The organism is Amycolatopsis endophytica (assembly GCF_013410405.1).
Classification (GTDB): domain Bacteria; phylum Actinomycetota; class Actinomycetes; order Mycobacteriales; family Pseudonocardiaceae; genus Amycolatopsis_E; species Amycolatopsis_E endophytica.
In genome coordinates this window covers 2,463,766-2,479,237 of sequence record NZ_JACCFK010000001.1, presented here as the reverse complement: position 1 = coordinate 2,479,237, position 15,472 = coordinate 2,463,766, and the positions used below count along the sequence as shown (strand labels likewise).

The following is a 15,472-nucleotide window of genomic DNA, read 5'->3' as shown; positions in this document are numbered from 1 at the left end:
GCCGGGCACCGAGATGACCTCTCGTCAGCAAGAAATAATCCAGGAAGAGTTACTGGCGGTATAATCGGGTTGTGACCACTCCCGGCGATGACGAGATCGTGACCTGGTGGGGCCTCGTGATCGAGGGGTACCTCGCGACGCAGGATCGACTCATGGGCGAGATCGCCGAACGGTTCGGGCTCGCGCCGGCGCCGTTCGACATCCTGTTGCGCTTGGTGCGCACGCCCGGCCACCGCATGCCGATGACCCGTCTGGCCACCGAGGCGGCGTTGTCGAGCGGCGGATTCACGAAGGTCGCCGACCGGCTGGTGGCGGCGGGGCTGATCACGCGGAAGCCGAGCCCGGACGACCGACGGGTGACGTTCGCGTGCCTGACCGAGCACGGCCGCGAGGTGGCGGAAAAGGCGCGGCAGGCGTGCGCGGAAATCCTGCGACGCCGGGTGATGGAACCCCTGGGCCCGGAAGCGTCGGCGGCACTGGCCGACGCGATGCGCACGTTGCGCGAGGTCAACGGCACCAGCTGAACCCGCAGCCCATCGGGGCGAACACGGGGTGATGGCGAGTTCGGCGTGGAGCCGGTTGTGGTGTTCCCGCTCTTCGGGCTCGCCGATCCGGAGAAGCACGAACCCCTCGCAGGCCCACATGACCTGCCCCGCCAACTCGTCGATACGGGAGGTGAAGGGGAGAACTACTCACGGCTGCGCATAAGTTGCCTGCGCCGAAGCGGCCCGCTCCCAGTGTCGCAGATGATCACTACCGGCCGAAGCCCTCGCGCAGAAGCTCGTCCGCCTGGTCCGCGATCCGCCCGGAGCGCTGGCGAAGCAGGCTGGGGATGAGGGGCGGCTTGCGTTGCCGGGTGGCGGTCTCAGATGTTCAGCCCTGGATAGACCTTCGCGGCGTTGCCCGACAGCACGTCTCGCAGCACTTCGTCCGGTAGCTGCAGGTCGATCAGCGCGCGAACATTCCGGCCTGCGCCGGGGACACCGGGCCAGTCCGTGCCGAAGATGAAGCGGGACGCCAGGCGTACGAAGTCGAACCGGGCGTAGTACTCCGGCAGCTTCTTCGGTGGCAGTCCGGACAGGTCGAGCCACACGTTGTCGCGTGCCAGAGCCAGGAATGCTGCCACGTCGTACCACCAGCCGCGGCCGCCGTGGGCGAACACGAACTGCACGCTCGGGAAGTCCTCGACGACGTCGGACATCAGTTCCGGGTTGCCGAAGCTCGCACGGGCGCCGGGGAAGCTGCTCGTGCCCGAGTGGATGATCACCGGGACCCCGCGTTCGGCGCAGACCTGGTACGCCGTGTACAGCTCCTTGTCCGCCGGGGAGAACGCACCGTGCACGGGGTGGATCTTCAGGGCGACCGCGCCCAGGTCAAGCTGACGTTCGACCTCGGCCGCCACCGGGTGGTGCAGACAAGGATTGACGTTCGCCACCAGTCGGAAGCGTTCCGGGTTTCCCGCCACCAGGGGCAGGTTGTCCTCGATCGGCTGGATGCCGGTCGCACGGGGGCTGTACTCGCAGAACAACAGGGCCCGGTCGACGCCCTCGGACTCCAACAGAGCGTCCAGTCGCGAGGGTACGACAGTCCCCTCCGTGTCATAGGCCGAACGCCAGTCGTGCGGGCCCGAGAAGCGTTCGGCCCACTCCAGCCACGCCGGTTTCAGCGTCGGCAACCGAGGAGCGTGGACATGGGCATCGACCACCGGGTACCCGTCGATCACGTGAGCGCCCCCGGCCGCAGCGAGTCGCGGACCAGCTCGCGGATCACGTTCCGGCGGATCTTGCCCGTCGCCGTCTTCGGCAGCTCCTCGACACCCACCACCGCACGAGGGCGTTTGAACGCGGCGAGTTCCGCGCGGCAGAAATCGATCAGCGCGTCCGAGTCCACCACTCTTCCGGCCGCGGGCACCACGCACGCCACCGGCTTTTCGATGCCGTCGGCGTCCGGCGCCGCCACCACCGCCACCTCGGCCACGTCCGGGTGCTGCAGCAACCGCTGCTCGACCTCCGACGGCGAGACCCAGATCCCGCCCGCCTTCAGCATGTCGTTGAACCTACCAAGACACGTGTAGGTGCCGTCCGGGTTGCGCACGTAACTGTCCCCCGTCCGCAACCACTCGCCCTGGAACACCTGCTTCGACGTCTCGTACCGGCTCCAGTAACCGAACGCCGTCGACGGGCCACGCACGTACAGCTCGCCCGGCTCACCGGTCGACTCGATCAACGCGCCCAGCGCGTCGCGGATCTCCACGTCGTAGCCCGGCACCGCCACCCCGGTCGTGCCGGGCGCCACCTCGCCCGGCCGGTTCGACAGGAAGATGTGCAGCGCCTCGGTCGACCCGATCCCGTCCAGGATCTCGACACCGAACCGGTCGCGGAACCGCTCGAACAACACCGCGGGCAACGGCTCGCCCGCCGAAACCGCCTGCCGCACCGAGGAAAACGTGTCCGCGGGCAGGTCCGAGGCCAGCAGCGCGGAGTAGAACGTCGGCACCCCGAAGAACAACGTCGGCCGCTCCGCCCGCACCCGTTCGGCGACCAGTTGCGGTGACGGGCGTCCCGGTTCGAGCACCGTCGACGCGCCCACCGACAACGGGAAGAACGCGGAGTTGCCGATCCCGTAGGCGAAGAACAGCTTGGCGACCGAAAAACACCGGTCCTCCGGCCGGATCCCGAGCACCTGACGCCCGTAGGTCTCGCACACCGCCCGGATGCTCGCGTGCCGGTGCATCGCACCCTTCGGCTGTCCCGTCGTGCCGGACGTGTACAGCCACAACGCGGGCGAATCTTCCCAGGTCCCCGACACTTCCCGCGGCTCCGCGGTGGCGATCTTGCCCCAGTCGTGCGTCACCGTTCGTCCGAAGTGGACCGGGTCGGCGCGGTCCAGCACGACGTCGGTCACCTCCGGCGCCAGCTCGACCGCCTCCATCGCGGCGGCCGTGAACTCGTCCGATACGCACAGCACCCGCGCCCGTGAGTCCGCCAGTACCCGGCCCAGCTCCGGGCCGGTCAGCATCGTCGACACGGGCACCGGCACCGCGCCGGCACACATCGCGCCCAGGATGCCGGTCAGCATCTCCACCCCGTCGACCATGCACAGCATGACCCGTTCCTCGGGACGCACGCCGATGTCCGCGAAGCCGCCCGCGACGCGGTGCATCGCGTCGGAGAGCTCGGCGTAGGTGAGCGTGCGTGAGACCGCGACGACCGCCGTGCGGTCGCCGTCACCGTCCCGGACGTGCCGATCGACCAGGTAGTCCGCAGCGTTGAACTCGGTCATCGCGCCCGCCCTTCGCCGGTTACAGGTACACGTACTCGTAGTCGGACGGCTTGCCGTTGATGCCCTGGCGCGGCGGGGCGACCCAGCTCGCGATCTTGCCCCGTTCGTACACGGGGTGCATGAGCGACCGCACGAACGCCAGGTCCTCGTCGCTCGGCAGCCAGTGCTTCCGGCCGCGTTCCCAGGTCGCTGCGTCCACGATCGTCCCGTCCGGCGTGATGTGGTGGCCGGAGTTTATGCCCACTTTCCGGTTGAAACCAGGGTGCGGCAGCCGGAAGGAGAAGTCGATACCCGCTTCGGTGAGGATCTTGTTCCACCGCTTGGCCCCGGACTCGCAGTCCGCGATGTACTCGCCGCGCAGGTCGAGGTTGAGCAGCAGGATCCGCTGCATCTCCTCGCTCGCCCACGTCCCGTCCGGCTGCGGCTTGTCGAGCATCGCGGCGTCCTCGGTGAGCTGGTGGTCGTCCTTGCGACGGGTCTCCATCCAGCGGCCCTTGAGGCCCGAGGTGTAGTAGTTGGCCGCGTTCGTGGACGTTTCGCTGCCGAACAGGTCGAGCGAGACGGTGTAGTGGAAGTTGAGGTAGCGCTGGATCAGGTCGAGCGGGATGCCGCCGTGCGCGGCGATGTCCATCGTGTCGTGCTCGCGGATCAGCTCGGCACTGCGTGTCACCACCCGGTCGACACCGGTGGTGCCGACGAACATGTGGTGCGCCTCCTCCTTGAGCATGAACTCGCAGGTGCGCGACAGCGGATCGAACGCCGACTCCTTGAGCGTGCCCAGCTGGTACTTGCCGTCGCGGTCGGTGAAGTAGGTGAACATGTAGAACGCGAGCCAGTCGGCGGTCTCCTCGTTGAACGCGCCGAGGATACGCGGCGTGTCCGGGCTGCCGGAGTTGCGGAACAGCAGGCCCTCCGCCTCCTCGCGACCCTCCTTGCCGAAGTAGGCGTGCAGCAGGTAGACCATCGCCCACAGGTGACGGCCCTCCTCGACGTTGACCTGGAACAGGTTGCGCAGGTCGTACAGGCTGGGTGCGGTCAGGCCGAGCAGCTTCTGCTGTTCCACCGAAGCCGGTTCGGTGTCGCCCTGGATGACGATCAGCCGTTGCAGGTCGGCGCGGTACTCGCCGGGCACCTGCTGCCACGCGGGTTCGCCCTGGTGCTCACCGAACGCGATCCGGCGATCCGGATCGCGCTCGGACAGAAAGATTCCCCACCGGTAGTCGTGCGGCACGACGTGGCCGAAGTGCGCCCAGCCCTCGCGACCGACGGACACCGCCGTGCGCAGGTACACGCCCTGTGTCTCCAGCGTCGGGCCCATCTCGGCCCACCAGTTCATGAACTTCGGCTGCCAGCCCTCCAGCGCCCGCTGCAGGCGGCGGTTGTCCGACAGCTCCACGTTGTTCGGGATCTTGGCGTCGTAGTCGATCCTGGTCGGCATCTCACACCCGCTTGCGGTCGTAGGTCGCCTTCTGGCCGGTGCCGTAACGGCGCAGCGCACCGTCCGGTCCGGAGGCGTTCGGTCTCGTGAAGATCCAGTTCTGCCAGGCCGTCAGGCGGCCGAAGATCTTGGTCTCGATCGTCTCCGGGCCGACGAACCGGTGGTTGGCCTCCATGCCGGTGAGCGCGTCCGGCGACAGCGCGGCGCGGCCCTCCAGCACGATCCGGATCTCGTCCTCCCAGTCGATGTCGTCCGGCGCCTCGGTGACCAGGCCCAGCTCGACGGCCTCCTCGGCGGACAGGTGCCGGTCGCGTTCCCGCTTGAGCCAGTCGAGGTGGTCGTGCTCGCCGTAGAAGCGGGATTCCACTCTGGACAGTCCGTTGCCCATCGGGAAGGCGCCGAAGTTGGCCTCGGACATCACGAGCGTGGCGCGCTCCTCGCTGTCCTCGTCGTCGATCGGAGGACCGTCCAACATGTACTGCCGGTCGCAGGCCAGCGCCAGTTCCAGCAGCACCCCGGCGAAGCAGCTGCCCGGTTCGATCAGGGCGATGAGGCTGCGGCTGGTGACGTCGAGCCGTTTCAGCGTGCGCTTGTAGTAGTGCAGGATCTCGTTGGACAGCCAGTCGGTTCCGGTGAGCACCTCCCGTTCGGCGGTGAGCACGGCGTCCGGATCGCCCTCGGTGCGCAGCACCCAGGTGCCGAGCTCGGGTTCGTTGGTGCGCAGGCGCAGGATCAGGTCGTCCAGCTCGCGGGTCATGGCGAGCAGCCAGCCGTCGCCCTGTGGTCCGCGCACGGTGATCGTGACGACGCCCGCGGTCCGGTCCAGCTCGGCGATGACGTTCGGGTAGCTGATGCGGTCGTCCTCGACGGTGCGGTCCAGCGGGTCGAGCCGGATGCCCTGCGTGCCCTCGGGCCTGCTGCTCCGGGCGGCGAGTTCGCGGGCCCGCTGCTCGACGACCTGCCGGAACTCCTGGCGCGGGACCAGTTCGTCGACCAGCCGCCAGTCGACGGCGGTGCGGCCCTTGACGCCGTCCGGGCGGGTGGCGAACACGTCGGCGCGGTCCTTGCGGACGCGGCGCTTGTCGGTGACGCGGGTGAGCCCGCCGGTGCCGGGCAGCACACCGAGCAGCGGCACCTCGGGCAGCGCGACGGTCGAGGAGTTGTCGTCGACCAGCAGGATCTTCTCGCAGGCCAGTGCGATCTCGTAGCCGCCACCGGCGCAGCTGCCGTTGACCGCCGCGAGGTAGATCTGCCCGGAGTTCTCGGTCGCGTCCTCGATCCCGTTGCGGGTCTCGTTGGTGAACTTGCAGAAGTTCACCTTCCACTCGTGCGGGGAGCCGGCCAGCATGCGGATGTTCGCGCCCGCGCAGAAGACCTTGTCCTTGGCGCTGGTGAGGATCACGGCACGCACCTCGGGGTGTTCGAAGCGCAGCCGCTGGACGGCGTCGTACAGCTCGATGTCGACGCCGAGGTCGTAGGAGTTGAGCTTGAGCTCGTACCCCTCGACGAGGCCGCCGTTCTCGTCGACGTCCATTTCCAGCCAGGCCAGCGGCGGTTCGATCCGGAGCCGCCAGTGCCGGTAGTCCTCCGGCCGCCGATCGAATGACACCATCGTCATGACCTGATTCTCTACAAGTTCTTCTCGGTCGTCAATGTTGTGTAGAGAGTGGATCTCCGGCCTATCGTGCTCCCCATGGCTGACCTCAAACCGCGATCCCGGGACGTGACGGACGGACTGGAGCGCGCGGCGGCGCGCGGCATGCTGCGTGCCGTCGGCATGGGCGACGAGGACTTCGCCAAACCCCAGATCGGCATCGCGTCCTCATGGAACGAGATAACACCGTGCAACCTGTCGCTGCAACGGCTGGCGCAGGCCAGCAAACAGGGCGTGCACGCCGGCGGCGGCTTCCCGATGGAGTTCGGCACGATCTCGGTGTCCGACGGGATTTCGATGGGCCACGAGGGCATGCACTTCTCGCTGGTGTCGCGCGAGATCATCGCCGACTCGGTCGAGACGGTGATGGAGGCCGAGCGGCTCGACGGTTCGGTGCTGCTCGCCGGCTGCGACAAGAGCCTGCCCGGCATGCTGATGGCCGCGGCGCGCCTGGACGTCGCGTCGGTGTTCCTCTACGCGGGGTCGATCCTGCCGGGCACCGTCGACGGCCGTGAGGTGACGATCATCGACGCCTTCGAGGCGGTCGGCGCGTGTGCGCGCGGGCTCATTTCCCGGGACGAGGTCGACCGGATCGAGCGGGCCATCTGCCCTGGTGAGGGCGCCTGCGGTGGGATGTACACGGCGAACACGATGGCCTGCGCGGCCGAGGCGCTGGGCATGTCGCTGCCCGGTTCGGCGAGCCCGCCGTCGGTGGACCGGCGGCGCGACCGGTTCGCGCGGGAGAGCGGCGAGGCCGTGGTCTCGATGATCGGCGCCGGAATCACCGCGCGGGACGTGATGACGCGGGAGGCGTTCGAGAACGCGATCGCCGTCGTGATGGCGCTCGGCGGGTCGACCAACGCGGTGCTGCACCTGCTGGCGATCGCGCACGAGGCGCAGGTCGAGCTGACCCTCGACGATTTCACCCGCATCGGTGACCGCGTGCCGCACCTGGCCGACGTCAAGCCGTTCGGGCGGCACGTGATGACCGCGGTCGACCGGGTGGGTGGCGTGCCGGTGGTGATGAAGGCCCTGCTCGACGCGGGTCTGTTGAACGGCGACTGCCTCACTGTCACCGGCAGGACGCTGGCCGAGAACCTGGCCGAACTGGCGCCGCCGGAGCTGGACGGCGAGGTCGTGCGGAAGCTGTCGAACCCGATTCACCCGACCGGCGGACTGACGATCCTGCACGGCAGTCTCGCGCCGGAGGGCGCGGTGGTGAAGAGCGCGGGGTTCGACTCGTCACGGTTCGAGGGCACCGCGCGTGTGTTCGACGGCGAGCAGGCGGCGATGGACGCGCTGCCGACGCTGCAACCCGGCGACGTCGTGGTGATCCGGTACGAGGGGCCGCGCGGCGGGCCGGGGATGCGCGAGATGCTGGCCGTGACCGGCGCGATCAAGGGCGCCGGACTGGGCAAGGACGTCCTGCTCCTGACGGATGGGCGGTTCTCCGGCGGGACGACCGGGCTGTGCATCGGGCACGTCGCGCCGGAGGCCGCGCACGGCGGGCCGATCGCGTTCGTGCGTGACGGCGACCCGATCGTCCTCGACATGGAGACACGTACGCTCGACGTGGGGATCACCGCCGGGGAGTTGGAGGCGCGGAGCGCTGGCTGGGAGATGCCGCCGCCACCGCGCCGGACGGGCGTGCTGGCCAAGTACGCCCGGCTGGTCGGGTCCGCCGCGCAGGGCGCCATCTGCTCCTGAACCGCTGGAAGGGGATCTGTGTCCGGTTGTTGCCCGCCGTCGCGGTCCGGTGGTGGTTCCGCCGTGTCCGTTCCCGGTGGGAAAGCAGCCGACACGAGTGGGATGGTCGTGCTGCGGGGCGGCACGTTCCGGATGGGGACCGACGATCCGGACGGGTTCCCGGACGACCACGAAGGGCCCGTTCGTGAGGTCACCGTCGGTCCGTTCGCGGTCGACCCGTATGCCGTGACCAACGCGCGGTTCGCCGAGTTCGTGGACGCGACCGGATACGCCACCGACGCGGAATCGTTCGGCTGGACGTACGTGTTCGCCAGGTTCCTGCCGGGCTCGCTGCGCGGGGCTTCGCCGCGTCCGCGGCAGACGCCCTGGTGGTGCGGGGTTTCCGGGGCGTACTGGCGGGCGCCGGAGGGTCCGGGCAGTGCGGTGGACGACCGCTGGGACCACCCGGTGGTGCACATCTCGTGGCGTGACGCGTCCGCCTACTGCGCCTGGGCCGGGCGACGGTTGCCGACCGAGACCGAGTGGGAGTACGCGGCGCGCGGCGGGCTCGACCAGGCCCGCTACCCGTGGGGCGACGAGCTGACGCCCGGCGGGCGGCACCGGTGCAACATCTGGCAGGGCCGCTTTCCGGTGCGCGATGACGCGTCCGACGGCTACTCGGGCACCGCCCCGGTCGACGCCTACGAGCCGAACGGCTTCGGGCTCTACAACGTGTCCGGCAACGTGTGGGAATGGTGCGCGGACTGGTTCGACGCCCGCTCGGAAGGCCGCGTGATGCGCGGCGGGTCCTACCTGTGTCACGACTCCTACTGCAACCGCTACCGGGTCGCGGCACGGACGTCCAACAGCCCGGACAGCTCCAGCGGCAACCTCGGCTTCCGCTGCGCCGCGGACCTCTGAGCCCGACCCGGGGCCCCGTCGGCGTTTCGCTCGGAAGCGTGACGGGTACTCGACTCACGGTGAGGAGAGGAGTTCGATCATGGACACGAACGCCTATGTGACCTTCCTCGTGGTGGGCGCGCTCATCGTCGTGATCGACGGTCAGTTCGTCTACCACAGCGGGAAGCGATACCTGGCGAACGGGCAGGGCGAATCCGAATCCGGATCGTCCATGGCCCGGCTCGTGGCGGTGCTGTTCCACATCGCCACGCTGGGGGTGCTCGCGCTCATCTCGACGATCGACTTCCCCGGCGGCACGACACCGACGGCCATCGTGGGCCGCATCGGCGTGTTCCTGCTGGTGCTGGCACTGGCCCACGGCATCACCATCGCCGTGCTCGCGCGGCAGCGTGAGGAACAGGTCGTCGAGCAGATCAACACGCGGATGAACCAGCCGCGCCCCGCGGACCATTCGCTCAACGACCCGGTGGTCTCGCCGGTGCCCGGCCAGGACGGGCGCGACCCCCGCGTCAGCCCCAGCATCGAACACGGCACCCCCTACTCCACCGACCAGTACTGATCGAAAGTGGTGTTCGGGAGCGGCGCGGGTAGCGGTGCCAGCGCACGGCCCACCGCAAGCGGCTCCGCCGCTCACAAAACGGACCGAAGGTCACGCCAGACGGCGTCGGGTGTCCGCCTCGCGGACGGTCACGCCGCGGGTGTCCAGTAGTTCCAACAGCGGCACGGCGACCCGGCGGGTGGTGTTCAACGCCCGCCGGGCTTCGCTGACCGTGAACGGTTGCGGCAGCTCAGCCAAGGCCGCCGCGGCGAGCGGCACCGCGTCCGGACCGAGGAACACCCCGTCCGCGAGCTTGATCAGCCTGCCCGCCCGCACCCCGGCCGCGAGTTCGCGCGTGCCCAGTCCGAGCGAGGCCAGATCGTCGGCGTCGGGCGCGCGGAACGGCTGCTCGGTGAAGCGGTCCGCCAGCTCCCGCAGCGCCGACTCCAGCCTCGGCGGCAACCCGGTGCCCGGCCGCCGCACCAGCCCGTCCGCGACCTCCAGGCCCGTGCCGTCCAGCGCGGCGGGCACCAGCTCGGCCGACGGCAGGTCCACGGCCCGCCGCAGCACTTCCATCGGCATCCCGGCCGCCACCGGATTGTGACGCGTCCACTCGTCGAACCGCGAAAGTGCCGTCTCGCGGGCGCGCGCGAGGGCATCGTCGTCGACGACCCACTCACCGATCCGCTTGCCCGCCAACGGAAAACCCATCGCATGCAGCTCGCCGGCCCGCGCGAACGGGGGCGGCACGACCCGTCCGGCGGCCAGCTCCACCGCCCGCGCCCGCGCGGCACCACGCCGGGTCAGGGCCGGTGGCCGCACGTCCAGCACCTCGATCCCGGCGGCGATGCGGTGCTCGCCCGGATCGCGCAGCAGCCCGGTGTCCCCGATCCGCAGCGGCAACGGCGAGCGCAACCTCAACCGCGCCGCGTCAGTCCCGAATGGACGGACAGACACCGGAACCGCCGCCGCACCGAGGTGCAGGACCAGCTCCCGGTGCAGCTCCCCCGCCGACCGCACCGCGACGTCGACCTCCGACGTGTGCACCCACGCGCCCGGCGTCAGCAACGCATCACCGCGCCGCACCCGCTGCCGGTCCACCCCACGCAGGTTGACGGCCACCCGCGCGACCGCCGCGACCTCGGTCTCGTCCGCACCCAGTGACTGCAGGCCCCGCACACCCACCCGCTGCCCGGCCAGTTCCAGCTCGTCCCCCGCCCGCAGGGTCCCGCCCACGAGCGTTCCGGTGACCACCGTTCCTGCGCCGCGCACGGTGAACGCGCGGTCGACCCACAACCGCACGTCCGCCGACGGATCCGGCGCGGGCAACCGGTCGGCGAGCGAACACAGCGCCCGCCGCACCGGTTCGAGCTCGCCACCGCGTCCGATCGGCACGACTTCCGGCGTCCCCAGCGAGGTCGCGGACAGCTGGGAAAGCGCTTCCCGCGCGGCGGGCCCGGGATCGGCCAGGTCCGCCTTCGTCACGACGAGCAGCGCATGCCGGACGCCCAGAGCGTCGAGCGCGGCCAGGTGCTCGGCCGACTGCGGCATCCACCCCTCGTCCGCCGCGACCACGAACACCACGGCGGGCACCGGCCCGACCCCGGCGAGCATGTTCGGCACGAACCGCTCGTGCCCGGGCACGTCGACGAACGCGAGCCGCCGCCCGTCGATCTCGGTCCACGCGAAACCCAGCTCGATGGTCAGGCCGCGGCGGCGCTCCTCGGCGAGCCGGTCGGGCCAGGTGCCGGTGAGCCGCTCGACCAGGGTCGACTTGCCGTGGTCGACGTGTCCCGCGGTCGCTACGACATGCATGCGCGCACCGCCGCGAGCAGCAGTTCGTCGTCGGCCGGGTCCACGGTCCGCAGGTCCAGCAGGCACCGGCCGCGCTCGACCCGCCCCACCACCGCCGGGCTGCCGGACCGCAGCGGCTCCGCGCACGACTCGGGCAGGCTGACCGCGACCGACGGCAGCTCGACACCCGGCGCCCCGCCACCGCCGACTGCCGCGGCACACGCCACCACCTCGGCGCCCGGTACCCGCGCGGCCAGCGCTTCCGCACGTCGGCGCAGCTCCGCCACGTCCGCGCCCAGCGCCCGCGCGACCGGCGGTTCGGGTCCGCGCAGGGTCGCCTCCAGCGCCGCCAGGGTCAACTTGTCCACCCGCAGCGCACGCGCGGCCGGATGGCGGCGCAGCTTCTCCACCAGATCCGCCGAGCCCAGCAGCAACCCGGCCTGCGGGCCGCCGAGCAGTTTGTCGCCGCTCGCGGTCACCAGGTCCGCGCCGTCGCGCAGGGCGGTCGTGGCGTCCGGCTCGTCGGGCAGCACCGGGTGCGGGGCCAGCAGGCCGGAGCCGATGTCGGCCACCACCGGCACGTCGAGTGTGGCGAGCTCACGGATCGGGACGTCCGCGGTGAAGCCGGTGACCTGGAAGTTCGACGGGTGCACCTTGAGCACGAACCCGGTGTCCGGCCCGAGCGCCGAGGAGTAGTCGCGCAGGCTCGTCCGGTTCGTCGTGCCGACCTCCCGCAACCGCGCGCCCGCCGACTCCAGCAGCTCCGGGATGCGGAACCCGTCACCGATCTCGACCAGTTCACCCCGGCTGATCACGATCTCCCTGCCGGGCGCCAGCGTGAGCGCGCACAGCAGCAGGGCGGCGGCATTGTTGTTGACCACGTGCACCCCGCCCGCCGCGGGCACGGCGTCGGCGAGAGCCGCCATCGCCCCGCGGCCACGGCGGGCGCGTCGTCCGGTGGCGAGGTCGAACTCGACGTCGGTGGCTCGCCCGGCGGTCACCACGGCGTCCAGCGCTGCTCGTGACAACGGCGCCCGGCCGAGGTTGGTGTGCACGACGACGCCGGTCGCGTTGACCACCGGCCGCAGGGTGGTCGCCGCCGTCGGCAACGCGGCGATGGCGTGCTCGGCGACCTGCTCCGGCTCGATCTCCCCGGCCCGCGCGCGGTCCTGCGCGTCCGTGACCACGGCCTTCACCAGGGCACGACCGAGCACGCGCTCCGCCTCGGCGAGGCGCGGATGCGCGAGCAGCACGTCGGTCCGCGGCACGCGGCGGCGCGGGTCTCCCACCCACCCATGATCGCAACTCCGGCCAGCCGCCGCAGCGTTCACGGGGCACGATGTGGGCATGGGCTACCGACTGACTCAGTACGCGCACGGCGGCGGATGCGCCTGCAAGATCCCGCCCGGCGAGCTGGAGGACGTGGTGCGCGGTCTGGTCGGCCGGACGCCGGCCGACCCGGCGGGCGAACTGCTGGTCGGCCTCGACGACGGCGACGACGCGGCGGCCGTGCGGATCCGGGACGGGCTGGCGCTGATCGCGACGACCGACTTCTTCACCCCGGTCGTGGACGACGCGTACGACTGGGGCCGGATCGCGGCGGCCAACGCGCTCTCCGACGTCTACGCGATGGGCGGCCGGCCGGTGGTGGCGGTGAACCTGCTCGGCTGGCCGCGTGAGGTGCTGCCGTTCGAGCTGGCCGCGGAGGCGCTGCGGGGCGGGGCCGAGGTGTGCGCGGACGCCGGATGTCACCTCGCCGGTGGGCACAGCGTCGACGATCCCGAACCCAAGTACGGCCTCGCGGTCACCGGCGTCGGTGATCCGGACCGCTTGCTGCGCAACGATTCCGCGCAGGCCGGGCGGCCGTTGTCGCTGACCAAGCCGCTCGGGATCGGCGTGCTCAACTCGCGGCACAAGGCGACCGGGGAGCGCTTCGGTGAAGCGATCGAGGTGATGACGACGTTGAACGCCCCGGCCGCGCGGGCCGCGCTCGACGCCGGTATCACCGCCGCGACCGACGTGACCGGCTTCGGCCTGCTCGGGCACCTGTACAAGATGGCGCGCGCGAGCGGGGTCACCGCCGTGGTCGACGCGGCCGCGGTGTCCTATGTGGAAGGAGCACGGGCGGCTCTCGCGGCGGGCCACGTCAGCGGCGGCACGCGGCGCAACCTCGACTGGGTCCGGCCGCGCACCGACCTGTCCGCGGTGTCCGAGGACGAAGCCCTGCTGCTCGCCGACGCCCAGACCTCGGGCGGTCTCCTGCTGGCGGGCGAGATCCCGGGCGCCCCGGTGATCGGCGAGTTCGTTCCCCGCGGCGAGCACGTCGTCGTGGTGCGGTGACGGCCGGTTTTCCGCGCGGGCTGGTGACGGAATAGTGGCTGGTCGGCGGTGGTTTGACCGAGTATGGCCGACCACGCCGAAGAAGTCCTGAAAGCCGCCCGCACGATCGCCGTCGTGGGCCTGAGCCGTGACCCGGCGAAGGCCGCGCACTCGGTCCCGGCCGCGATGCAGGCCGCCGGGTTCCGCGTCATCCCCGTACACCCCTCGGCCGACGAGATCCTGGGCGAGAAGGCCCATCGCACCCTCGCGGACATCCCCGAGCCGGTGGACATCGTCGACGTGTTCCGGCCCGCACCCGAAGCGCCGGGCATCGCCGGGCAGGCGGTCGCGATCGGGGCGAAAGCCCTGTGGCTGCAGCAGGGAATCGCGTCCGCCGAGGCACGCCGGATCGCGGAGGCCGGGAGCCTGGATTACGTGGAGGATCGCTGCATCGCGGTCGTGCGCGCGCTGGGACAGATCAGGAAGTAGGCACTGCTCGCTACGCGGGTTCCGCGCTGCGCGCGGCTGAAAGCGCCGGGCTCGCAAGCTCGCAGTCGATGGGGCCGCCCCGGATTTTTCATCGTTTCTACGGCCGAGCAGGGGCTGAGGATCGGGGTGCGGGGGAGGACTGGGCGGCAGGTGGGTCGCGTTCCGTTGCCGGGCCGCCGTTGTGCGGGTGAATGGTGTCCCGGAAGGGCCAACACGCCAGCCGGAAGAGCAAACACGCCAGCCGGAAGAGCAAACACGGCGCGGCGCGCCGTGTTGGCCGCTCCGGGCGCCGTGTTGGCCGCTCCGGGCGCCGTGTTGGCCGCTCCGGGCGCCGTGTTGGCCGCTCCGGGGCGGCGCCCGGCAACGACAGGCAGCCCGGCACCTTGCCTACCGGCCGTTCCTCTCCCCAACCGATCCATTGCGAGCTTGCGAGCCCGGCGCTTGAGAAACCCGCGCAGCGCGCCGCGTAGCGGCTACGCAAGCCGATCAAGCACAACGAGCCGTAAGCCCCCCATCCACCGGCAAACACACCCCGTTCACATAAGCCGCCTCGTCGGAAGCCAGGAACACCGCCGCCGCCGCAACATCCCACGGGCTGCCCATCCGGCCGGTGGGGCTGGCCGCGTGCCGCCGCTCCAGCTCTCCGGGGCTGGCCGCGATACCGCGTGTGACCAGGGGTGTTTCGATCAGGCCCGGCAGGATCGCGTTGACCCGGACGCCCTGCGGTGCGTACCGCAGGGCGAGCGAAACGGTCAGCTGGTTCACCGCCGCCTTCGCCGCGCTGTACCCCGGATACACGTAACCGGTGTCGCGGATCGACGCGATCGACGACACGTTCACCACCGAACCGCCCCCTGCCGCGAGCATCCGCGGCAGGACGTGTTTGCAGGTCAGGAACACCGGGGTGAGGTTGACCGCCAGCGCGCCATCCCATTCGGACAGCGTCAGGCCGACCACGTCCCCGACCACGGTGGCGCCGACGTTGTTGTGCAGCACCGTCGGCGCGCCCAGTGATTCCGCGGCCGCGGCGACGACCTGGGCGATCTGGTCCTCGTCGGTGGCATCCGCCGTCAACGCGACCGCCGAACCACCCTCCTCGACGATCGCCGAGGCAGTGCGCGAAGCCTCGTCCGGCTTGATGTCGATCGCCGCGACCCGCGCGCCCTCGCGGGCGTAGGCGAGCGCGGCCGCCTTGCCGTTGCTCATCCCGTCGCCGCTCGACCCCGCGCCGAAGACGAGCGCCACCTTCCCGGCCAGTCTCCCCATGCGGCGCAGTATCCGGAGCGCACCGGGACCGGCGGAACCGCACGACGTCGAAGACCGCGCGGCGGGCATTCCGAAAACGAGAGAA

Annotated in this window: 13 protein-coding genes; 6 read left to right on the top strand and 7 right to left on the bottom strand. The window is 70.8% G+C overall.

Translation table 11 applies throughout. The annotated features are described in order from the left end of the window. Positions 1 to 71: 71 nt before the first annotated feature. On the top strand, positions 72 to 524 hold the full coding sequence (locus HNR02_RS12310) for a MarR family winged helix-turn-helix transcriptional regulator (protein ID WP_179773321.1): 453 nt from the start codon (positions 72 to 74) through the stop codon (positions 522 to 524). Between the two features lie 341 nt (positions 525 to 865). On the opposite strand, the gene HNR02_RS12305 is transcribed toward HNR02_RS12310, so the two are convergent. The 4 genes from HNR02_RS12305 to boxC are packed head-to-tail and all read right to left on the bottom strand — an operon-like array spanning position 866 to position 6,338. Further along, a complete protein-coding gene (locus tag HNR02_RS12305) occupies positions 866 to 1,723 on the bottom strand; it encodes an amidohydrolase family protein (RefSeq protein ID WP_179773320.1) in 858 nt (285 codons plus the stop codon). Next, positions 1,720 to 3,282 carry a benzoate-CoA ligase family protein gene (locus HNR02_RS12300; protein WP_179773319.1) on the bottom strand — a complete coding sequence of 521 codons (1,563 nt, stop codon included), beginning with the start codon at positions 3,280 to 3,282 and terminating at the stop codon, positions 1,720 to 1,722. Before HNR02_RS12300 ends, HNR02_RS12305 begins: the two co-directional genes overlap by 4 nt. 19 nt (positions 3,283 to 3,301) lie before the next feature. Continuing rightward, the gene (boxB, locus tag HNR02_RS12295) at positions 3,302 to 4,720 is read right to left on the bottom strand and encodes a benzoyl-CoA 2,3-epoxidase subunit BoxB (RefSeq protein ID WP_179773318.1); all 1,419 of its coding nucleotides are present in this window, start codon (positions 4,718 to 4,720) and stop codon (positions 3,302 to 3,304) included. Position 4,721: 1 nt separating this feature from the next. Then, complete coding sequence (gene boxC, locus HNR02_RS12290) at positions 4,722 to 6,338, bottom strand: 2,3-epoxybenzoyl-CoA dihydrolase (protein WP_179773317.1); 1,617 nt, start codon at positions 6,336 to 6,338, stop codon at positions 4,722 to 4,724. A 75-nt stretch (positions 6,339 to 6,413) separates the two neighbouring features. Between boxC and ilvD the strand changes: the two genes are divergently transcribed. From ilvD to HNR02_RS12275, 3 genes are all read left to right on the top strand, one after another. Continuing rightward, on the top strand, positions 6,414 to 8,081 hold the full coding sequence (ilvD, locus tag HNR02_RS12285; RefSeq protein WP_179773316.1) for a dihydroxy-acid dehydratase: 1,668 nt from the start codon (positions 6,414 to 6,416) through the stop codon (positions 8,079 to 8,081). An 18-nt stretch (positions 8,082 to 8,099) separates the two neighbouring features. After that, on the top strand, positions 8,100 to 8,981 hold the full coding sequence (locus HNR02_RS12280) for a formylglycine-generating enzyme family protein (protein WP_446680326.1): 882 nt from the start codon (positions 8,100 to 8,102) through the stop codon (positions 8,979 to 8,981). A 79-nt stretch (positions 8,982 to 9,060) separates the two neighbouring features. After that, on the top strand, positions 9,061 to 9,540 hold the full coding sequence (locus tag HNR02_RS12275) for a hypothetical protein (protein WP_179773315.1): 480 nt from the start codon (positions 9,061 to 9,063) through the stop codon (positions 9,538 to 9,540). 90 nt (positions 9,541 to 9,630) lie between these two features. Here HNR02_RS12275 and HNR02_RS12270 read toward each other — a convergent pair whose 3' ends face one another. Next, positions 9,631 to 11,334: a SelB domain-containing protein gene (locus tag HNR02_RS12270; protein WP_179773314.1), complete on the bottom strand. Its 1,704-nt coding sequence runs from the start codon at positions 11,332 to 11,334 to the stop codon at positions 9,631 to 9,633. Continuing rightward, positions 11,322 to 12,581, bottom strand: a complete 1,260-nt coding sequence (gene selA / locus HNR02_RS12265) for an L-seryl-tRNA(Sec) selenium transferase (protein WP_446680333.1) — start codon at positions 12,579 to 12,581, stop codon at positions 11,322 to 11,324. Before selA ends, HNR02_RS12270 begins: the two co-directional genes overlap by 13 nt. Before the next feature lie 79 nt (positions 12,582 to 12,660). Between selA and selD the strand changes: the two genes are divergently transcribed. Continuing rightward, positions 12,661 to 13,653: a selenide, water dikinase SelD gene (selD, locus tag HNR02_RS12260; protein WP_179773312.1), complete on the top strand. Its 993-nt coding sequence runs from the start codon at positions 12,661 to 12,663 to the stop codon at positions 13,651 to 13,653. Positions 13,654 to 13,716: 63 nt separating this feature from the next. Next, a complete protein-coding gene (locus tag HNR02_RS12255) occupies positions 13,717 to 14,121 on the top strand; it encodes a CoA-binding protein (protein WP_179773311.1) in 405 nt (134 codons plus the stop codon). Between the two features lie 486 nt (positions 14,122 to 14,607). Here the strand turns inward: HNR02_RS12255 and HNR02_RS12250 are convergent, their stop codons facing one another. Beyond that, on the bottom strand, positions 14,608 to 15,387 hold the full coding sequence (locus HNR02_RS12250; RefSeq protein WP_179773310.1) for an SDR family NAD(P)-dependent oxidoreductase: 780 nt from the start codon (positions 15,385 to 15,387) through the stop codon (positions 14,608 to 14,610). Between the last annotated feature and the right edge of the window lie 85 nt (positions 15,388 to 15,472).